The following is a 21,065-nucleotide window of genomic DNA, read 5'->3' on the forward strand; positions in this document are numbered from 1 at the left end:
GCCCTTCATTCCGCCCAAGGTTGATGGGCTGAGATCACAAGCGGTCATCGTGGAGAAGCTCTCGTGAAACTGGCAGCACGCACCGTAATCATCACAGGCGCTGCGGGCGGGATCGGCCGTGCCCTGGTCGATATCCTTGCCGCGGACGGAGACACTGTAGTTGCGGTGGACCTTCCGGGCAGTGGTGTGGTTGAACTGGCTCGGGATCTCGGGTCGCCGCACGTCGGTCTGGAGTGCGATGTGTCGCGAGAGAAGGACATGCTCTCACTTTTCGGCCAGGTCGAAGCACGGTTCGCGCAAATCGATGTCCTCATCAACAATGCGGCGGTTGGACCCACGATGGATAGGATCATCGACACCGCTGTCGATACCTTCCGACGCGGCGTGACAGTGAACCTTATTGGGCCATTCGTTATGGCCCGGGAAGCGGCGCGGCGCATGAAGCCGGGCGGTGCGATCGTCAATGTGGCTTCGATGGCGGGCGTGGTCGGCAATCCCAGGCGCAACGCCTACGCAGCCTCGAAAGCTGGCGTGATCTCGTTGACAAAGTCCCTTGCATGCGAGTGGGCTATGCGAGGAATCCGCGTCACGGCGGTGGCGCCGGGCTCCGTCCGCACCCCAATGGTCACAGAACTGGCACGCGCTGGCAAAATGGACCTCGCGGCGATACGCCGCCGCGTGCCGATGGGGCGCTTGGCTCGCCCCGACGAGATCGCCAGGGTCGTGCGTTTTCTGAGCAGCACGCAGGCGCGCTACATCACCGGCTCGGTGCTGGCAGTCGACGGAGGCTGGATGTCATTCAACCAGCCGGGGGATGCTCACCCGCCGGTGGATGGTGCGCTCCAAGCCGAGCTCTCCTGTCCGGCCGAATGCACAGATGCGCGAATCGTGCTCGTCACCGGTGGCGCAAAAAGCATTGGCGCGGCCGTCGCTCGCCGCTTTGCCGCGAACGGCGACACCGTCGTGATTGCTGATAAAGATGGCACTGCAGCGGCAGAGCTGGCTACATCGCTCCCCGGCAAGCATCTGGCGAAATCGCTGGACGTGGCCGTCGAGAGCGATGTGGTGTCGATGTTCGAAGAACTGAGGGGACGCTTCGGGTATATCGATGTTCTGGTCAATAGTGCTGATACCGCCGACAGGATTGTGCCTGCGATCGAGCAACTGTCGAAACAGCTCGAACACGTCCTGGATGTCAACCTTACCGGCGCCTTCACCTGCGCGCGCGAAGCGATCAAGGCTATGCGCCCGGGCGGCGTGATCCTCAATCTCGGGTCGATCGACAGCTTTCTGCCGTTCGCGCCGCGCCATGCCTACGGCGCCTCCAAGGCGGGGATGGATATGCTGACCCGTTGCATGGCGGCCGAACTCGGGCCGGTCGGAATTCGGACAGCCACCGTCGCTCCTGGCCACATCCGCACGCCCGCACTTGCTCAGTTGGCCAAAGCCGGCCGCATCGACCTGACAGCAATCGGACGACGCATCCCCATGGGCAGGATGGGACGGCCAGAAGACGTCGCAGATGCATCGTTCTTCCTTGCTTCGTCTGACGCCTCATACATCAACGGCTCGATCCTCTACGTGGACGGCGGCTGGACCTCGTTCGGTGATGCGGGAAACGCCAGCGAACTCTATGACGAATGTTTTGCGGAGGCCGCAGGTTAATTGCCAGGCCTTCGCAGGGCGACCGGCCGAGCATTATGAAGCCTCGGCTCCACGACGCACCTGAGGTGCTTGAGATCCAAGCATGTGCATGCCGAGCACATTCCCGGTCGGCTGACGTGTCTATAACGAGGAGAAATCATGGAATTTGCCACTTTCATTCTGGCCGCCCAGCGTGGCTATCACCAATCCTCAGAAAGCGTCATCCGCAACTCCATCGAACAGGCCGTCGCTTCGGAGCAGGCTGGGTTCAACACCGCGTGGTTTGCTGAGCACCACTTCAACAATTACAGCCTCATACCATCCCCGCTGATGATGGTGGCGCACTGCGCCGGCTTGACAAGCACGATTCGCCTGGGCACTGCCGTCTGCGTGCTGCCGCTTTACCAACCGCAGCGCCTGCTGTCCGAGATCGGCTTCGCCGACATCGTTGCGAACGGCCGTCTCGAGCTCGGCGTAGGCTTGGGATACCAGCAGTTCGAGTTCGAACGGTTCGGCGTGGACATCGATGAGGCGCCGGCCGTCTTTTCGGAATACCTGGACATCATTCTCAAGGGCCTCAACCAAAACGTCTTCGAACACGACGGCCAGTATGAGAAGATCCCCCCAACAGCGATTTCGGTCCGCACAGTCCAGCAGCCGACGCCGCCTATCTGGATCGCTGGCGGAGCCGCACGGATGGCTCGGGCCTACCGCGAGGGGCACAATTTTTTTGTCACAGCCTTCCACGACGGCTTAGAGACTTTGACCACACTGCGTGAATCAGTCGAGAGGGCGGCGGCATCCGAGGAAAAGAACGTCACCGACGTCAAGATATCGCTGCTGCGCTGCTGCTATGCCAGCCACGACGAGTTGGAGATCAACAGCTATCTCGACAATGCCCGCTTCCAGCGCCGGCTTTCTGAAGCCCTGCATCAGCGCCGCCAACAGAGCCACGATGGCTACCTGCTGCAGGAGACACCGACCCAGCAGGATCTGTCCTTCGAGACCATGCGCAAAAATTTGCCGATTGGCAGCGTAAATCGCGTGATTGATCGCCTGCTGGAAGAGATCGATATCTTGAAACCGGACCAGATCGCAGTTCAGACTCAATTGGGCGACTTCGACCAAAAGACGATGCTGCGCCAGATCGAGCTCTGGGGCGACAAGATCATCCCTGCGGTCAACAAGGCGCTTTGTCATGCCGGAAGCTGAAGCCGGCCGTTACGATGATGGCTGCCTATCCAGCGCGCAATGGCGTGGGTCCGAGCTAGGGAGGAGCTTCGATCAGCATGTGCTGCCCTGCGTACATTCACGTTCGCTTGAGGAGGTCCAGGCGGGCGAGGTGTTGGCGACGGAGGGGACAGGCCTTTCGTCTGTCGAATTGCGTGATGTCTTGGCCGCAACTTTCCCGTCTACCTCCAGCAGCGTATTCGCTTTGGAGGAGTTGAGCGAGCCCGAGCCGGAACTGGAAGAGGAGCTGCTACGCCGGCTGCTGCTAGCGCATGCTGCGCCGGCCGACCCGGCGAGCGGCCGCTTGGCCAAGATCATCGCCCGGCGTGCGATGCGCACGGACCATCTTTGGCGGGATCTTGGCCTCTCAAATCGCGCTGAGCTCAGCCGCCTGCTTGCCAGACATTTTCCCGCGCTGGCGGCAGGCAACACAGAAAACATGAAATGGAAAAAGTACTTTTACCGCAAGCTGTGTGAGGCCGAAGGCTTTTCGTCATGCACTGCACCCAGTTGTCGGGAATGCCAGGACTTCGAAAGCTGCTTCGGCCCGGAGGAAGTTGAGAGTCGCCTCTCGCCGACCAGGAATGCCGGTTAGTCACTTCGCTTGATCGCAGCTGCGGACAAACGCTTATCGCGGCGCCGTAGTATGGAGGAAGGGATGTTCATCGCCTCGCGATATTTGGTGACGGTACGGCGAGCGACATTGATGCCGGTCTGCTTGAGCTGAGCAACGATGTCTTCGTCGGAAAGTACCTTGTCGAGCGATTCTTCGGCGATGATTGCCTTGATCCGATGGCGGACAGATTTGGCGGAGTGCGCGTCGCCGCCCTCGCAGGATGCGATTGTCGCTGTGAAAAAATACTTCAGCTCGAACACCCCGCGCGGAGTTAACATGTACCTGTTCGAAGCCACCCGGCTTACCGTCGACTGGTGCATTTTGATCCCGTCAGCGACATTTTTGAGACAGAGAGGCCGCAGATGGGCGACGCCGTGTGTAAAAAAGGCATCCTGCTGGCGCACGATTTCGGTCGCAACCTTAAGGATCGTCTTAGCGCGCTGCTCGAGGCAGCTGATCAGCCAGTTCCCTTTTTCCTGGCAATGGTCGAGAAACGCTTTGCCTTCCGGATTTTGATTGGTCAGCTGCGAGATTTCGGCGACATAGGTGTGGTTGATCAACACTTTGGGCAGCGTGGCCGGATCAAGCTCCACCCGCCATCCACCTTCGGACTTGGGCATTACCCAGACGTCCGGTACGATGGTTTCCGGCGTCCCGGACTGGAACCGGTCTCCAGGCTTGGGATCGAGCGCGCGGATTTCGTTCCTCATGTCGAGGAGATCCTCCTCGTCGACTCCGCAACGCTGCTTCAATCCCTGAAAATCCCCCGTGCAAGCATCTCGAGATTGGCGACCAAAGCTGCCATAGCCGGGTCGAACCGGTCTTGCTGGCGCAGCTGAATCTCCAGGCATTCGCTGAGAGTTCGCGCAAAAATCCCCGGCGGATCAAATTGCTGCAAGATTCCGATGACCCGTTCCACATCAGCTTGCCGAACGTTTAACCTCCTGGCCAGATCGAAAAGGTTTACCTGAAGATAGCCAGTGTCCTCCAGATGGGCGGCGAGCTGTCCGGCAATCAGCCGCTCCTGGGGGTGAACGGGGTGAGGGCGACCTGGCGGGCGACATGGTCGTGCAATGTTTCGGTGTGGGCGGTAAACTCCTCGACGGCAGGTCGATCGTTGCCGCTACTGCGTTGCGACTTCCATTGCCCGCGCCCGCCAGACGGCCCGCCAATGGGCGATTCGCCGATTTCGCTTCTGCTTTGACTGCTCCGCTGATCCACCCCTGACAGCGGCGAATCGTCGTCAAACGGGTCAGGCTTCAAAACGGGGTTCCTCTCGAGTGCCTGCTGCACGAGCTGATGGAGTTCAGTATGCGTCAATCGCAGCAAGCGAATAGCTTCAATGGCTTGAGGCGATAAGACCATACGTTGCTTCTGGCGTTGAAGCAGGCTTGCTGAGAGATGCATGTTGAACCGTAATCTGCCGAGGATGCTCTAGTGTGTGCTTGGGTTGTGTGAGACTTGCCACTTCTGGGTCATGCCGCCGCCTTCAGTTTGTCGAGAACGTTTTGCGGGGATGAAACGCCATAGGGGTCCGTCTCGCAGTTGTCACAGAAGCCTTCCTCCTCGAACCACTGCTCCACCACGCCATCGTCGATCAGAGCGGCGTATCGCCAGGAGCGCATGCCAAAGCCCAGATTGTCCTTCGCGACCAGCATGCCCATTTTGCGCGTGAACTCGCCCGACCCGTCTGGGATCAGCTCGATCTTCTGCAGCCCCAAGGACTTTCCCCACGCATTCATGACGAAAGCATCGTTGACCGAGACGCAGTAGATCGCGTCAATTCGCAGTTCCAGAAATTGATCATAGAGTTTTTCGAAATCGGGCAGTTGGAAGGTCGAGCAGGTCGGGGTGAAGGCGCCAGGCAGCGAGAACAGGATGACGCGCTTGCCCCCGAAATAATCGTCGGAGGTCTTGTTCTCCCACCGATAAGGATTTGGCCCCCGATCGACTCATCGCGAACACGCGTGCGAAAGGTCACGAGAGGAACGTTCTTTCTGTCGGTCATTGATTTGCTCCCAGGCCAAAGTGGTACGGTGCATTTTTCGGTTAAACTGAAGCGGCATCGACTTCGGTCGACAGTTCCGGCAGCCTCGCGCCTTGGCGTGGTTGCCTCGGACCGGTCTTGTGCAAGACCGCCCCCGAGCAGGCACGTTTAAAGGCGACGAGCTTCCGCGGAGACGGGGAATTTCGCTCGCGTGCTTTATCGAGCTTTGAGAGGTAGGCATGGTCTGCAACCGTGATTTTGACTGCGTTCTATCGACCGAGTCGCAAGCGCCATGCCAATTGACCCGATGCCTTGGGTTCACTTCGGTTTTTGCAGCAACTTTCGTGTTGTGCAGTAATGCCGGTCGATATTATTGCTCAAGCAGCACTGGAAATTGGGTGCGACTCCGTTCGGCAAACCCGGCCTTTGTCCGAAGCCGGACACGAATGTCGGAAATAGCCAAACGCCAGGATCTGGGGCGGGTTAAGAAACGTTGCCGTGGGCACCGGCTTCAGCACAATTGCGCCACGCGAGCATGGCTCCCAGCGTCAATGCCGTGCAGCAGCGAGACGAAGTCACTGCAGAATATCAACCTCTGCGAAGTCGTTGAAACCCAGCATGTGCGAGCCGTTCGAGGCGCAGATCAAGGCATGCTCGAGGAAGAGCTCGTGCTCTCGGCAGCAAGTGTTGCGACGTCTGACAAGGATCGTCGCGCTTCAAGGAAAAGAACCTGAATGGTGCACGGCTTGTGAAGGCCGGCGCATGGAAATGGCTGGGCTGATCATCCTCCATGAGGGTTGAATGAAGAGCTGGCCCCTATCTCCCTCAGCTGCAACGGGGGAGGTAGGGCATGTCCGTCTATCGCGCTGGGTAACATTCCTCGGTGAGGCAATAAGGGGGAGCAATTTCTCATTTCGGCAGACACGACCCAGCTCTCCTTTCATGCGCTGATTCCCCCAAGGGAAATCGCGACTCCAGGCTTCCTATGCAGCGAATCGCGGTGCTGTCCGATGTCCGACAATGTCGGATGCGGATCGTAGCTGGGCTAGATCCGTCACTTTGCCTCGATGGTTTCCCACTGGCCTTATATCTGCTTCGCCCCAAATGCGGCGACATAACCTGTGCGGCATCTGTGAATGGATCGACTTCAATCGAGACCTCGGAGGTCCCGATGCGCGAAGGGAGCTTGCCGATATGACGGCCACCATAGCGAACCACGGTCCGGACGACGAGGGGACTTGGATCGGCGGGCCTGCGGCGCTGGGACACCACCGCCTGGCAATCATCGATATCCAGGGCGGCCGTCAGCCGAGGATGCTCCAGGAGGATGGCCGACCTGACTTGGTGCTCGTCTACACGGGTGAGACTTACAACTACCGCGAGCTGCGTCAACAGCTGGCCGGCCTAGTCCATCGCATGAACACGAGCAGTGACACCGAGGTGGTGCTGCACCGCCCCCGCGAGTGGGGCTCTTCGGCGGGTACACTTTTTTCACGAAATCCGTGAATGTTTCTCGCGACATCATCCCGCAATCGGTGGTGCAGCGGGTGAAGAGCCCGTATCCGGCTATCCAGAATGCCGCCTACGACAAAATACTACGTACGCGGTTCACTGCGATGCTGGACGACCTAGTGCCGGCAGTGGCACCGCTGTTGTCCGTCGACAGGTCCCGCGCTTGCTCGGTGCGACCAACAACCTTAAGCGCTAGGGCGTAACCTGACCCTGCAAGATCTCCTCACCGACTATAAGGTGCGCCTCACGATCTGAGACGATGGGACAGGATGGCTAAGGAGGTGCGCCGTCTTGCATGCCCCGCCACCGAGGCGAACCCTCTTGGCTACGCGCGCCACAGCGACGCTCCATATCGTCAGGCCTGCGTCTCATGCTCAGATGAGCCGGTATTTGGCTCTCTCATCAGCAAACCGAGAGAGCCCATGCCAAGACGGAAGCAAGCAAGACGAACGAGCGTCAGAGATATCCTGCGCCTGACCCATAAACAGGGCAGTCCGGTGGGCCAGGTGGCAGAGCAACTGAGGTTCGGCAAGACTTCGGCTTCCACCTATCTGCGGGCGCTGGAGACGGGCTGTCGTGCAGGCCCTGCATGCGGCTTTGAGGACGATGCGATGTTGAAACACCGTCTGTTGCGCCGAATCGGCCGTCGGCCACACGTTGGGTCGTCATCAGGTTCTCGACAGCTTGCCGGTGTCAAATCCAAACCGTGGTCGGCGATCCCCACCAGGGTGGGAAGGCAGCGCTGATATAGCCGAACGTCGATCAAGTCACGATCAACTATTGCCTCATGTCACATGCCCTGCGGGACTGAAAAACGGAGAAGAACATGTGCGATGCAAAACTGAAGACCGTGCTTTCGCTTTTTTCGCCGGTGGCCAGCAAATTAGATGCTCTCTCGTCCAACGGACCAGCGACGGATGCAAATTGCGTTAAGCTAAATACGAACGAGAACCCGTTTCCGTTGCCGAAGAGCGTAATGCAAAGTGCAATTGCTGCGATCGAACACCAGTATCTTTATCCGGAAGACGACAATCTCAGCTTAAGGGCAGCTGCCTCCGATGCTTACGGATTTTCCAAAGATCAGGTGATTGCCGGCAACGGTTCGTCGGAGCTGCTCGGACTCATCTACAGAGCTTTCCTCGCCCCAGGAGATAGAGTGGCGATGCTGTCGCCCGGATTTTCGTTCAACCGTAAACTTGCCATGTTGCAGGGTGCCGAGTTTCTCGAAATCGCATCGAGCGAAGCTCATCCCCTGCCGATAGAAAAACTGCTGTCCGGCCCCGCAAAAGACGCGAAGTTCATTCTGTTGGCTAATCCGAACAATCCGACCGGAACATTCGTGCCGGTGGCCGAAATCGAACGCCTTGTGGAGCAAGCAGATCGCTTGGTCGTCTTGGATGAGGCCTACGTTGACTTCGCACCCGACAATGCCCTGCGCCTCGTCAATAGACATCCGAATCTTTTGATCTTGAGGACTTTTTCAAAGAGCTATGCTGCTGCTGGCGTGCGAGTCGGCTTCGGTTTCGGTCACCCAGAAATCATTGGCAGGCTGCGCAACATCCAGAATGTCTTCAACATGAACGTGATCGGGCAGGCGGTCGGGAAAAGCATTCTTGCGCATCGCCACGCCTACGAAGAGAACCACAGGCACATCAAGCATGAACGACAGCGAGTGACCCTGGCGCTGTTGCAACTTGGCTTTTCCGTAACACCCTCCCACGCAAACTTTTTGCTGGCCCGTGTGCCGGCGGGACAGGAGGGCTCATGCTGGCAAGCCGCGTTGAAAGAGCAGGCGATCCTCATCGCCAGCTTTCCTGACGTAGATTTGAAGAACTGTATTCGCGTCAGCATTGGCACCACAGAGCAGATGGACAAATTCCTTGCTGCCGCCAAACGCGTCTGTATGAGCTTTAAGAAGAATCGCGGTGTGCACAAGCATTAAGTCAATTCACATTAAGCGCCAAGTAATAGGTGCTGATATGTCGCCAGCTATGATGATTAGCGAATAAATAATAGGTAATTTGGAGAACAATTAATTGAAGAAAATTTCCGCTTCGGGCCTGACCTTCGGCATCTTCGATCATCTGGACGAAAACGGCGATGACATCGCACAACAATATGCAGATCGGCTGAGCCTAGCAGAAGCGTGCGATGGCTATGGCTTTTATGCGTATCATCTCGCCGAGCACCACTGTACGCCGCATGGCAGAGGTCCATCACCGAATTTGTTCTTAGCGAGCGTCGCCCAGCGAACCCGCAGTCTTCGTGTTGGTCCCATGGTAATGCTACTTGCGCTCTATCATCCGCTGCGTGCCTTCGAGGAGATCTGCATGCTTGATCAGTTGAGCGGCGGCAGGCTTGAACTCGGCATAGGGCGCGGCTCTGCTCCCACTGAATTGGGATACTTCGGGGTTGCTGTAGAAGCAGCACCAGAACAGTATGCGGAGGCCAGTGAGATTCTCATCAATGCGATGAAAGGCGGGACGCTTTCTTATCAGGGCCGCCACTTTGAGTTGAAAGATGTTCCGCTGACGTTGAGACCTCACCAATATCCCCATCCGCCGACATGGATCGCCACCAATCGACCCGAGCCGGCTAGCTGGGCCGCTGCGAATGGGGCAAACATCGCCTGCGTCGGACCTTCCACTTCTGTTCGCAGCGTTACCGACGCGTTCCGCGCCGCCCGAATTCACGATGCTGACATTGGCCAGCAAGCGCCATTTCTTGGATTGCTCCGAATGGTGGTGATAGGGCGTTCTGAAACAGATGCGTATTTGCTCGCAGCACCTGCCTATGAACGATGGCTCAATAGCTTCAAATTTCTATACGAACTAAATGCCATTTCCACTCCACCAAACTTGCCTTTGAACTTCGATGCAGCAATTGAAAGTGAATTGTGCGTCGTGGGAACGGCAGATTCTGTCCGAAAAGCTCTCCTTGATCAGCTGGAAGAGGCAGGTGCTAATTATCTTCTGTGTCAACTGGCATTTGGGGATTTGCCGCTGGATGCCTCACTATACACCGCATCGGCCATTCGATCCGAAATCATGGCTCGAGTTGCCGCATCGTGAATCCGTCGTGTGATTGGAGGAGCAGCGGCAGCGCTGCTCCTCATTGCGAAACGGTTGTGGGGGCCGGACTCCTGTCAGGTGTAAACCATTGGAGCACGTCCTATCTGATCCAGGTCATATCCTGCGGCTTTGAAGTAGTTGGCACATTCGGCTGGGGTGAAGAGGTCGACGACCGCGCCGAGGCCTTGCCCCTCTGATCTAATCCGGTTTGAAGTTCGTTCTGGCCCATCCAGAGGATCAGGACATGAAACGCAGCCGCTTCTCTGAAGAGCAGATCATCGGAATTTTGAAGAAACACGAGGCCGGGGTATCGGTTGGCGATCTGTGCCGCAAGCACGGGGTCAGCGACGCCTCGATCTACAATTGGAAGGCCCGCTTCGGCGGGATGGATGTCACCGAGGCTCGGCGACCTGAAGGGCTGGAGGACGAGAACACGCGCCTGAAGCGGCTTCTGGCCGACGCCATGCTCGACAATGCCGCGTTGAAGGACCTTGTGGGAAAGAAATGGTGACGCCCGCCGCCAAGCGGAAAGCTGTCGCTCGCCTGAAGGAAGGCTTCGGGATGAGCAAACGGCGGGCGTGTAAAGCCATCGGCTGTTGCCGCATGACGGTTCGCTACCAGACCAGCAGGCCGGACGACCGGGAGGTTCGCGAGCGGATGAAGGCGATCGCGCAGGAGCGTCGCCGGTTCGGCTACCGGCGTCTTCTCGTGATGCTGAGGCGGGAGGGCCTGGTCGTGAACCACAAGAAGCTGTTCCGGCTCTATCGGGAGGAGAAGCTCGCCGTTCGCCGCCGTGGCGGCCGCAAGCGGGCGATCGGGACCAGGGCGCCAATGCTGGTGCCGCTGAGGCCCGACGAGTGCTGGTCGCTCGACTTCGTATCGGACCAGCTCACCGACGGGCGCCGCTTCCGCATCCTGGCCGTCGTCGACGACTGCACGAGACAGTGCCTGGCACTCATCGTTGATACGTCTCTCTCGGGCATGCGGGTTGCCCGCGAATTGGACCGGCTCATCACTAGCGCGGCCGGCCCAGGATGATCGTCAGCGACAATGGCAGCGAGTTCACCTCGAACGCCATCCTCTCCTGGGCGGATCAGAACCGCGTCGAATGGCATTACATTGCGCCCGGCAAGCCGATGCAGAATGGCTTCATCGAGAGCTTCAACGGCCGACTGCGCGATGAACTGCTCAACGAGACGCTGTTCACCTCGCTGGCTCAGGCGCGCGTAGCCATCGCCCTGTGGCACGCCGACTACAACACCGCGCGGCCGCACTCCCAAATCGCCTGGCAGACCCCGGCCAAGTTCGCCAGCACCTTCAATCCGCGACGGTCGCTCGCGCTGCGCTATGCCAAAGGCTCCGCGCCAGCGCCCGTCGCTTCACCCGCCCAGCAGGGCACAACCCACGCCGGAAACGAACTCAAAACTGCTGGGGCAACGTCAGTCCCATAGAGCCTTGATGGTCGGCCTTTGCTCGCAGCAGCGCCTTAGGTTGGGCGAAGGCGTTCTCAATCGGATTGAAGTCGGGACTGTAGGGCGGCAGGTAGAGCAGGCTCGCCTGCGGCCTCAATCGCGCCGCGCAGGGTTCTCCAGGCGGATGTCGCCAATGTCAAATTTGCTGGCATCCATGTCGCCCTCGCTTTCTGGTTCGAGATCGGAAAATCGCCGAATAATCAGCACATCAACCTGCGCCTGAAGGAGCTCACTGCCACTTTCGGCTGGCGGGGTGTGCCGCCCCACAATTAGAATGTCAATTGTCGTGCCAACCGCACAAGCGAAGGCCAGAAAGCCAACATGTGTTCTGCGGCTTAATTAAGAGTCAGCCGATGTCGGCCGAACATCACCTTGTCTCGAAGTCGACGATCCGACAGCAGATTGCGAAAGTTGGCGCGATGCGAAACAAACTGCTGAAGCGCTCAACTTTTATTGATCACGCGTGTTGGACGCGACGCACTCCCGTTCCAATCGGGCTGAGCGCAAATTCTCCCGGTTCACAAAACTGAGTCGCTGGAGTAGTGGGGGCGCAGAGAAATCTCCGGTCGCAGCCTTACCCGGTCAAAACAAGGATACCAATGATGAAGACTCTCGCCGTCTGCTCTGGCGGATTGGACTCCGTTTCCCTTGCTCACATGGTGGCAGCGGAGCACGAACTCACCGGCCTTCTATCTTTCGACTATGGCCAACGGCACAGGAAGGAATTGGGCTTCGCCGCTCTTTGCGCGCAGCGACTGAAGGTCCCGCACCAGATCATCGACATCGGCGAAATTGGCCGTGGCCTTTCCGGCTCAGCGCTGACTAGCAGTATCGACGTGCCGGACGGCCACTACGCCGAAGACACGATGAAGATTACGGTGGTGCCGAACCGCAATGCCATCATGTTGGCAATCGCCTTCGGTCTCGCCGCCGCCCACAGCGCCGAAGCGGTGGCGGCGGCCGTGCATGGTGGGGACCATTTCATCTATCCCGATTGCCGTCCGGCCTTCATTGAAGCTTTCCAGACAATGCAAGACCGCGCGCTCGACGGCTATGCGCAGATACGCCTCTATGCACCGTATGTGAATCTCGGAAAAGCTGACATTGTTGCGGATGGCGCAAGATACGGCACCCCGTTTGCTGAGACCTGGTCCTGTTACAAGGGCGGCGTGCGTCACTGCGGACGATGCGGGACCTGCGTCGAGCGGCGCGAAGCGTTCCATCTCGCCGGGCACGCTGATCCCACCGACTACGAGGACGCCGATTTCTGGCTTGAGGCGCTGCGCAGGAGGCGCGCGTAATGTTCCACATCACCAAGGAATTCCACTTCTCGGCCTCGCATCAGCTCACCTCCTTGCCTCCCAACCATCAATGCGCGCGCCTGCACGGGCATAACTATGTCGTCGTAGTGGAGCTGTCGGCCAAGGAACTGGACGCCCACGGCTTCGTGCGCGACTATCACGATCTGGCGCCGCTCAAACGCTACATTGACGAGAGCTTCGACCATCGGCACCTCAACGACGTGCTGGGACATGAGAAGGTCACGGCGGAATGCCTGGCCAGACATTTCTATGAATGGTGCAAGGCACGTCTGCCGCAGACCGCGGCCGTGCGCGTTAGCGAAACACCGAAAACTTGGGCGGAATACCGTCCGTGACCGACATGCATCCCGCAATCCGTGTGAGCGAGATATTCGGGCCGACTATCCAGGGCGAGGGCGTGCTCATCGGCTTGCCGACGGTGTTCATCAGAACCGGCGGATGTGATTATCGCTGTTCATGGTGCGACAGCCTTCACGCGGTGGACAATCAGTATCGCCATGAATGGCTACCGATGCCGATCGATGCCGTGTGGCAAACCGTCCATGCGCTTTCCGGCGGCAGGCCGGTTATGGTCTCCTTGTCAGGCGGCAACCCGGCCATTCAGCCGTTCGGTCCCCTCATAGAACGCGGCCATCGCGAGGGCTATCGTTTTGCACTGGAAACGCAGGGTTCCGTGGTGAGGGAGTGGTTTGCGGATCTTGACGTGCTGACCCTTAGCCCAAAGCCGCCGTCCAGCGAGATGACCACCCGTTGGGCTGCGTTTGATGCATGCCTCGAAGCGGCGCAAGAGAAGCCGCAAATCGTGCTCAAGCTCGTCGTTTTCGACGAGAGTGACTATGCCTACGCCAAAGAAGTCGCGGCGAGATATCCGCACCTTCCGATCTATCTGCAACCCGGCAATCACACGCCGCCGCGCCCTGGCAGTGAAGACGCCTCTGTCGACTTGGACGGAATAATGATGCGAATGGAATGGCTTGTCGAAAGGGTGACTAGCGACAGGTGGTTCGAAGCCCGCGTGTTGCCGCAGCTGCACGTTCTGCTTTGGGGTAACAAGAGGGCGGTCTAGTCTGCGGCTTGCGTCGCACCGGAAGGCCGGGCTCCAACGGCTTGGCAGGCTCTCTTCGCGTGCCGAGTACAGCCGAGCTTTGTTCGCGTCAGCGGTCTCGCGATTGTGCGGCTGGAAACCGCCCGGACACCCCGCTGCCGGCGTGTGTCACCTTGACTCCGATGAGCTGTCGTCACGCAAAGTTGAAATCCGCAAGAACTGGCCTTCTCGCCCCACCTGCTCCGTCGCAAGCACGTCATCCCCTCATCCTTGTCCAGCTCTTATCGATGTATCTCATTGTCCGGCCTGACGCACGACTGTCAGCATGGGAATGCATCCATTGCGCAAATGCCTTCCATAAAGAAGATCGATTTCCTCACTGGCCCAACGTGAAATATAGCAACGTTTTCGTGGCGTGGGTCGGCTGCGTCGGGAGTAGCGATGAAAACGTATTAGGGTCGCCTGCGTCTCCTTGGGCAGCGAGTGTAAAGTATAGCGATGCGGCCTCCGGCGCGAACGGCAGCCGCGCAGTGATCACCTTCGCCTGTGCCTTTGCGGCGGGGGTCAAGCGCTGGTCTGCTCAAATTTTTTATCGTTTAGCTGGTTGAAACTGCTCCCGTTGCGGGCTGCAGAAGCCGGCCAGCCGAGAAACGGCAGCCGCACTTATGAAAGCACGCCAAGGCATGCGGGCATCTATCAGTTGCAAAGGACAATACTGGCCGCGCCGATTGGCCATCACGCGTCCATTAGGGCAGCCACCAACATCAGTTCGCAAGAGGAGCAAAAGTAATATGTATCGTCGTCACCTGATCAAAGGGTTGGTTGCGCTCGGCGCATGCCGGATTTGCGTTCAAGCCGCCCAAGCGACCAGTGCCCATTGGGGGTACACCGGTCCGGTCGGACCGGAGCACTGGGCTGATCTGGATAAGGAAAATTTCGTATGCTCTGCCGGCACGCAGCAATCGCCGATCAATATCAACAGCGCGGTCAAGGCGGATATCCCGCATATCGCCATCGGCTGGCACAAGGGCGGCGGCAATATGGTGAACAACGGCCACACCATTCAAATCAATATGCCACAAGGCAGCACGCTGACCCGCAGCGATCGTGTCTACGAACTGGTACAGTTCCATTTCCATGCGCCAAGCGAACATCACGTGGCGGGCAAGAGCTTCCCGATGGAGGTGCATTTCGTTCACAAGGACACGCAAAGTGGTACTCTGGGCGTGCTGGGCGTCTTTTTAACGCCCGGCGCGACAAATGCCAGCTTTGCTGCCCTTGCTGCGGCCTTTCCCGAACTGCCGAATGGGGAGGTGACGATCGACGAGGTGAATCCCAACTGGCTTCTGCCAGCCTCGCTTGGCTATTGGACTTATGAGGGCTCACTGACGACGCCGCCGTGCACCGAAAACGTCGAGTGGATGGTGGCGATGGAACCGGTTGACGTTGATCCGGCAGACATCCAGCGATTTGCCTCCCTCTACCCGTCGAACGCGCGCCCTATTCATTCACCCAATCGACGCTTCATCCTGCGCCAGAGTTGAGCGCCGCCCCAGCGGTTCCGCACGGTCCAACATTCTTGGCACAAGTTGGCGCGAAGCCTCCTCTTCCGGTCTGGCGGTCTGACGGCGCTCCCCAAGCTGGCTAGTCTAAATGATAGGGATTCGGTGCCGACACCACTCGTCCCAAAGACGTCGCGGCGAGGTTTGTCTGCAACCCGGCAATCACACGCCGCCCCGCCGTGGTAATGAAGACGTCTCTGTCGAGTCCGACGGAATATGATGCGCATGGAATCGCTGGTAGAAAAGGTGACCAGCGACAGGTGGTTCGAAGCCCGCGTCTTGCCGCAGCTGCACGTTCTACTCTGGGGTAACAAGAGGGTGGTGTATACCTTCTCCTAGCTTCGCCGCCAACTACTCGGTTTTCCGAATTGCTCTCTATATTCTTGAAGACGATGCGTTCGTTAAAGACATGTGCTGCGCACCTGGTGTAAAAGCTGCTCTCATCATGCAGAGGTCAAGCCAGTCGGGCTCATCCGAGGCTATGGCCGTGAGCACTGTTCAGTTCGGCAGAGAGGGCGCTTTTGTACACACTTTGCGATCGTGGCGGCCCCGTGGGCAGATCTGCAAGCTGCCGCGACACTAACCTCTCGAAGCCCGCCCGCCCGCCTGTTGATGCGTGTCTCCCAGTAAGATTCCTGTCCAAGAACGTGATAATCTTCTTGCCAGTGTTGTAGCTGATGTTGCCCTTGATGCCGCAGCCTACCGCGGCGGGACCAAACTCAATGGCAAGCAGGCCGGCTAGGATCGTGCAGCCAGTCGCGAGCCTCGCCCACAACGGGGTCTCACGCGCATGAGGGCGCCGACCATGGGTTCGGCGGTTCGTACGCGTATAACACGTATCTTTCTGAAAAAATCAATGCTCTCGGCTAAGCTACTGAATTATTTGGCTTCCATATAGCGCGTCGGCGGAACCAACTTGTAGACGGGCTATGAAAGGTTAAGCGCGGATGTCTATCGGCCGCCGGCGTTCCCGCTCTGTAAGCCTGCCTGAACTACCCGCGCCGCGGTCAAGCCCCAGGCTCCTGCTCATCCAGCGACCGCCCGATCAATGGCAGGCTGGAAAGACAAGAGCCGATGTCTTCCGATGGTCTCGCCATCAGCTTTGGGCTAACTTCCCCATTCTCCCGCTTCGAGCTCGACACACGGCGGTTTGGATGGCGCACGACAATCTGTGTCGGCTTTGTCGTGTCCGTGACAGACGCCTGAAAGGCCCGTTCGCGCGTTTTGCCGCCGTCTAAGCGGCTGGAATTTAATGACAAAGTTTTTTCTGGGATCGGCCGATCACGCTGGTACGCTTTTTGCGATGCTTGGTGTGAGGCGGCACGAGCTGCCTATCGGCACTTGTGTCGCGGGCAGTCGCGATGATTAGAACGAAGGAAGGAAAGCTATTATGTCAGGTCTGCGTCAGATCGCCTTTTACGGAAAAGGCGGCATCGGCAAGTCCACCACGTCCCAAAATACGCTCGCTGCCCTTGTCGACCTCGGGCAGAGAATCCTCATCGTAGGATGCGACCCCAAAGCCGATTCCACACGCTTGATCCTGAATTCGAAAGCTCAGGATACCGTCCTGGATCTCGCCGCACAGGAAGGTTCGGTGGAAGACCTCGAACTCCAGGACGTGCTCAAGGTGGGCTACAGAGGCATCAAGTGCGTGGAGTCCGGCGGCCCCGAGCCGGGTGTCGGTTGCGCCGGCCGCGGCGTCATCACCTCGATCAATTTCCTCGAGGAGAATGGCGCTTATGACGATGTCGATTATGTCTCCTATGACGTCCTCGGCGACGTGGTATGCGGCGGCTTCGCCATGCCGATCCGCGAAGGCAAGGCCCAGGAGATCTATATCGTCATGTCCGGCGAGATGATGGCGCTCTATGCCGCCAACAACATCGCCAAGGGCATCCTCAAATATGCCCATTCGGGCGGTGTGCGGCTGGGCGGGCTGATCTGCAATGAACGTCAAACCGACCGCGAACTCGATCTGGCCGAAGCACTGGCTGGCCGATTGAATTCCAAGCTCATCCACTTCGTGCCCCGCGACAACATCGTCCAACATGCCGAACTCAGGAAGATGTCGGTGATCCAGTACGCGCCGGACTCAAAGCAGGCAGGGGAATACCGCGCTCTGGCCGAGAAGATCCACGCCAATTCGGGCCAGGGTACGATCCCGACGCCGATCACCATGGAGGAGCTGGAGGAGATGCTGCTCGACTTCGGCATCATGAAGACCGACGAGCAGATGCTTGCCGAGCTTCACTCCAAGGAAGCGGCGAAGGCGGCGGCCCAGTAGTGACATTAGCGCTGCCATGAATCGGCGCGCCTTGCAGAGAACGGCGCCTATTCTTTGAGGCGTCACCCAACCTTGAAAGGGGGACTCATGAGCCGGGAATACGAGAATGACGGTGCTCTTCATGCGAAGCTTATCGAAGAGGTGCTGTCGCATTATCCCGACAAGGCGGCGAAGCGCCGCAAGAAGCACCTCAACGTCGCAAAGAGCGGCAACGAGGCTGGCGGGGAAAGCGAGGTCCTTTCCGAATGCGACGTCAAATCGAACATCAAGTCCATTCCCGGGGTGATGACGATTCGCGGCTGTGCATATGCTGGTTCGAAAGGCGTGGTGTGGGGGCCAGTCAAGGATATGGTCCATATCTCGCACGGCCCGGTCGGCTGCGGCCAATATTCTTGGTCGCAGCGCCGCAACTACTACGTCGGTACAACGGGCGTCGACACGTTCGGGACAATGCAGTTCACCTCCGATTTCCAGGAGAAGGACATCGTCTTCGGCGGCGACAAGAAGCTGGAACAGATCATTGACGAGATTGAAGTCTTGTTTCCGCTCAACAACGGCATCACCGTGCAGTCCGAATGCCCTATCGGCCTGATTGGCGATGACACCGAGGCCGTTTCTCGCAAAAAGACCAAGGAGTATGACAAGACGATCGTGCCGGTACGCTGCGAGGGCTTCCGCGGCGTCTCGCAGTCGCTTGGCCACCACATCGCCAATGATGCAATCCGGGATTGGGTCTTCGACAAAAAGGATGTCAAGTTCGAGGCCGGCCCCTACGACGTCAACGTCATCGGCGACTACAATATCGGCGGCGATGCCTGGGCCTCGCGCATACTGCTTGAGGAGATAGGGCTGCGCGTGGTTGGCAACTGGTCGGGTGACGCCACACTCGCAGAGATCGAGCGCGCCCCGAAGGCTAAGCTCAATCTTATCCACTGCTACCGGTCGATGAATTACATCTGTCGGCATATGGAGGAAAAGTATGGCGTCGCCTGGATGGAGTACAATTTCTTCGGTCCCTCCCAGATCGAAGCCTCTCTGCGCAACATAGCCAAGCATTTTGGGCCGGAAATCGAGGAGAAGACCGAAAAGGTCATTGCCAAGTACAGGCCGCTTGTTGATGCGGTCATCGCCAAGTACCTGTCGCGCCTGGAAGGAAATACCGTGATGCTCTATGTGGGCGGCCTGCGCCCCCGCCACGTCGTCACGGCCTACGAGGACCTCGGCATGGTCATCGTGGGCACCGGCTATGAATTCGCCCACAGCGACGACTATCAGCGCACCGGCCACTACGTGAAGAACGGCACGCTGATCTACGATGACGTGACCGGCTATGAGTTGGAGAAATTCATCGAAGGGATTCGCCCAAATCTGGTCGGCTCGGGAATCAAAGAAAAATACCCGGTGCAGAAGATGGGCATACCGTTCCGCCAGATGCATTCCTGGGATTATTCAGGCCCGTATCACGGCTACGATGGCTTTGCCATTTTCGCACGTGATGTGGATCTCGCCATTAACAACCCGGTCTGGGACCTATTCCACGCGCCTTGGAAAAGAAGCCGGGGCGATGAGCGGGCGATGGCTGCCGAATAAACATTTGCTTCAGCCCCAGTCTCCCACTGAGACGGTGAACTCCCGCGGCCTCTGATCCGCCGGAGCCTGGAACGTCTTGACGTCCTGAGCTGCCGTCCCGCGCAGCCAGATGCAAAAGAGGTAATCATCATGCCGCAGTCGGCTGAAAAAATTCTCGATCACGCTCCCCTGTTCCGCGAGCCGGAATACAGAAAGATGCTCGCTGAGAAGAAGCTAAACTTCGAATGTCCGCACCCCGATGAAATCATTTCCGATCAGCGCGATTTCACCCAGACGTGGGAATACCGCGAAAAGAACCTCGCCCGCAAAGCGCTTGTCGTGAACCCGGCCAAGGCCTGCCAGCCGCTGGGTGCGGTATTCGCTGCCGCCGGCTTCGAGCGAACCATGTCCTTCGTCCACGGCAGCCAAGGTTGCGTCGCCTATTACCGCTCGCACCTGTCGCGCCATTTCAAGGAGCCTGCCGCGGCGGTCTCCTCCTCAATGACCGAGGATGCGGCGGTGTTTGGCGGCCTGAAGAACATGGTCGACGGGCTCGCCAACACCTACCAGCTCTACGACCCCAAGATGATTGCCGTGTCGACGACCTGTATGGCAGAGGTCATTGGCGACGACCTGCACAGCTTCATCCAGAACGCCAAGGACGAAGATTCAGTCCCGCGCGACTTCGACGTGCCCTTTGCCCACACCCCGGCCTTCGTTGGCAGTCATGTCGACGGCTATGACAACATGGTCAAAGGCATTTTGGAGCACTTCTGGAAAGGTCAGGAGCGTACGCAAATCGAAGGAACCATCAACATCATTCCGGGCTTCGACGGCTTCTGCGTCGGCAACAACCGGGAGCTCAAGCGCCTGCTCGATGTAATGGGCGTGTCCTATACATTGATCCAGGATGCCTCTGACCAGTTCGATACGCCTTCGGACGGTGAATACCGCATGTATGACGGGGGCACGAAGATCAACGAGGTGAAGAAGGCCCTCAACGCCGAGGCAACGCTTTCGCTGCAGCATCACAACACCCGAAAGACACTGGGCTATTGCGAGGAGGTCGGGCAGGCGACGGCCTCGTTCCACTATCCGCTCGGCGTTCAGGCGACGGACGAATTCCTGATGGAGGTCGCGGCGATTTCCGGCAAGGAGATTCCCGAGGCAATTCGCCTCGAGCGCGGCCGACTGGTAGACGCCATGGCGGACAGCCAATCCTGGTTGCATGGTAAGAAATACGCCATCTACGGTGATCCCGACTTCGTTCACGCAATGGCCCGCTTTGTCATGGAGACCGGCGGCGAGCCAACCCATTGCCTCGCCACCAATGGCACCTCGGCATGGGAAGCCGATTTGAAGAAGCTGCTAGCATCCTCGCCTTTCGGCAAGGCTGCCCAGGTTTGGGCGGGCAAGGACCTGTGGGCGCTGCGCTCACTGCTCTTTACCGAGCCGGTGGACCTTTTGATCGGCAATTCCTACGGCAAGTACCTGGAGCGCGACACCGGAACACCGCTGATCCGGCTGATGTTTCCGATCTTCGATCGGCACCATCATCACCGCTTTGCGCTCTTTGGCTACCAGGGAGCGTTGCGCGTGCTGACGACGATCCTCGACAAGATCTTCGACAAACTCGATCGCGAGACGAGCGAGACGGGTGTGACGGATTATTCCTATGACCTCACGCGCTAAGAGCCGTGGCCGGCTTTTCGCCGAGGCCATTCCTTGCCCAATGGACTGGGGAGGCTGAG

13 protein-coding genes and 5 pseudogenes are annotated in these 21,065 nt (G+C 58.5%); 15 read left to right on the forward strand and 3 right to left on the reverse strand.

Translation table 11 applies throughout. The annotated features are described in order from the left end of the window. Positions 1 to 63 precede the first annotated feature (63 nt). The 3 genes from EJ072_RS16790 (at position 64) to EJ072_RS16800 (ending at position 3,469) form a co-directional block, all read left to right on the forward strand. Entirely contained in the window at positions 64 to 1,665 is a 1,602-nt protein-coding gene (locus tag EJ072_RS16790) for an SDR family oxidoreductase (RefSeq protein ID WP_063169384.1), read from the forward strand. Between the two features lie 138 nt (positions 1,666 to 1,803). Then, positions 1,804 to 2,856 carry an LLM class flavin-dependent oxidoreductase gene (locus EJ072_RS16795; RefSeq protein WP_024505249.1) on the forward strand — a complete coding sequence of 351 codons (1,053 nt, stop codon included), beginning with the start codon at positions 1,804 to 1,806 and terminating at the stop codon, positions 2,854 to 2,856. Next, the gene (locus EJ072_RS16800) at positions 2,843 to 3,469 is read left to right on the forward strand and encodes a nitrogen fixation protein NifQ (RefSeq protein WP_029356557.1); all 627 of its coding nucleotides are present in this window, start codon (positions 2,843 to 2,845) and stop codon (positions 3,467 to 3,469) included. The genes EJ072_RS16795 and EJ072_RS16800 overlap by 14 nt, the downstream gene beginning before the upstream one ends. On the opposite strand, the pseudogene rpoN reads toward EJ072_RS16800, so the two are convergent. After that, a pseudogene (rpoN, locus tag EJ072_RS16805) lies at positions 3,466 to 4,897 on the reverse strand (RNA polymerase factor sigma-54). The gene EJ072_RS16800 and the pseudogene rpoN sit on opposite strands and share 4 nt — an antisense overlap. Positions 4,898 to 4,965: 68 nt before the next feature. Continuing rightward, a pseudogene (locus tag EJ072_RS16810) lies at positions 4,966 to 5,498 on the reverse strand (peroxiredoxin). Between the two features lie 1,173 nt (positions 5,499 to 6,671). On the opposite strand from EJ072_RS16810, the gene EJ072_RS16815 reads away from it, so the two are divergent. From EJ072_RS16815 to EJ072_RS16830, 4 genes and pseudogenes are all read left to right on the forward strand, one after another. After that, complete coding sequence (locus EJ072_RS16815; protein WP_206437555.1) at positions 6,672 to 6,983, forward strand: hypothetical protein; 312 nt, start codon at positions 6,672 to 6,674, stop codon at positions 6,981 to 6,983. A gap of 832 nt (positions 6,984 to 7,815) precedes the next feature. Beyond that, entirely contained in the window at positions 7,816 to 8,931 is a 1,116-nt protein-coding gene (gene hisC, locus EJ072_RS16820; protein WP_126063823.1) for a histidinol-phosphate transaminase, read from the forward strand. Between the two features lie 94 nt (positions 8,932 to 9,025). Beyond that, complete coding sequence (locus tag EJ072_RS16825; RefSeq protein ID WP_095484287.1) at positions 9,026 to 10,060, forward strand: LLM class flavin-dependent oxidoreductase; 1,035 nt, start codon at positions 9,026 to 9,028, stop codon at positions 10,058 to 10,060. Between the two features lie 244 nt (positions 10,061 to 10,304). After that, positions 10,305 to 11,511: pseudogene (locus EJ072_RS16830) on the forward strand (IS3 family transposase). Between the two features lie 10 nt (positions 11,512 to 11,521). On the opposite strand, the pseudogene EJ072_RS16835 reads toward EJ072_RS16830, so the two are convergent. After that, a pseudogene (locus EJ072_RS16835) lies at positions 11,522 to 11,617 on the reverse strand (transposase); the annotation flags it as partial. Positions 11,618 to 12,134: 517 nt separating this feature from the next. Between EJ072_RS16835 and queC the strand changes: the two are divergent. From queC to nifK, 8 genes and pseudogenes are all read left to right on the forward strand, one after another. Further along, positions 12,135 to 12,833: a 7-cyano-7-deazaguanine synthase QueC gene (gene queC / locus EJ072_RS16840; RefSeq protein ID WP_063170389.1), complete on the forward strand. Its 699-nt coding sequence runs from the start codon at positions 12,135 to 12,137 to the stop codon at positions 12,831 to 12,833. Further along, the gene (gene queD / locus EJ072_RS16845; RefSeq protein ID WP_126063824.1) at positions 12,833 to 13,189 is read left to right on the forward strand and encodes a 6-carboxytetrahydropterin synthase QueD; all 357 of its coding nucleotides are present in this window, start codon (positions 12,833 to 12,835) and stop codon (positions 13,187 to 13,189) included. Before queC ends, queD begins: the two co-directional genes overlap by 1 nt. Before the next feature lie 5 nt (positions 13,190 to 13,194). Continuing rightward, complete coding sequence (gene queE / locus EJ072_RS16850; RefSeq protein ID WP_164752747.1) at positions 13,195 to 13,920, forward strand: 7-carboxy-7-deazaguanine synthase QueE; 726 nt, start codon at positions 13,195 to 13,197, stop codon at positions 13,918 to 13,920. A gap of 770 nt (positions 13,921 to 14,690) precedes the next feature. Next, positions 14,691 to 15,443: a carbonic anhydrase gene (locus EJ072_RS16855; protein WP_126063825.1), complete on the forward strand. Its 753-nt coding sequence runs from the start codon at positions 14,691 to 14,693 to the stop codon at positions 15,441 to 15,443. Between the two features lie 160 nt (positions 15,444 to 15,603). Beyond that, positions 15,604 to 15,800 (forward strand): annotated as a pseudogene (locus EJ072_RS36815) (7-carboxy-7-deazaguanine synthase QueE); the annotation flags it as partial. 1,051 nt (positions 15,801 to 16,851) lie between these two features. Next, positions 16,852 to 17,745: a nitrogenase iron protein gene (gene nifH, locus EJ072_RS16865; RefSeq protein ID WP_024505261.1), complete on the forward strand. Its 894-nt coding sequence runs from the start codon at positions 16,852 to 16,854 to the stop codon at positions 17,743 to 17,745. Positions 17,746 to 17,832: 87 nt separating this feature from the next. Continuing rightward, positions 17,833 to 19,335 carry a nitrogenase molybdenum-iron protein alpha chain gene (gene nifD / locus EJ072_RS16870; RefSeq protein WP_024505262.1) on the forward strand — a complete coding sequence of 501 codons (1,503 nt, stop codon included), beginning with the start codon at positions 17,833 to 17,835 and terminating at the stop codon, positions 19,333 to 19,335. 129 nt (positions 19,336 to 19,464) lie between these two features. Beyond that, a complete protein-coding gene (gene nifK / locus EJ072_RS16875) occupies positions 19,465 to 21,006 on the forward strand; it encodes a nitrogenase molybdenum-iron protein subunit beta (RefSeq protein ID WP_126063826.1) in 1,542 nt (513 codons plus the stop codon). Positions 21,007 to 21,065 lie beyond the last annotated feature (59 nt).

It is taken from the genome of Mesorhizobium sp. M2A.F.Ca.ET.046.03.2.1, assembly GCF_003952425.1.
Lineage (GTDB): Bacteria > Pseudomonadota > Alphaproteobacteria > Rhizobiales > Rhizobiaceae > Mesorhizobium.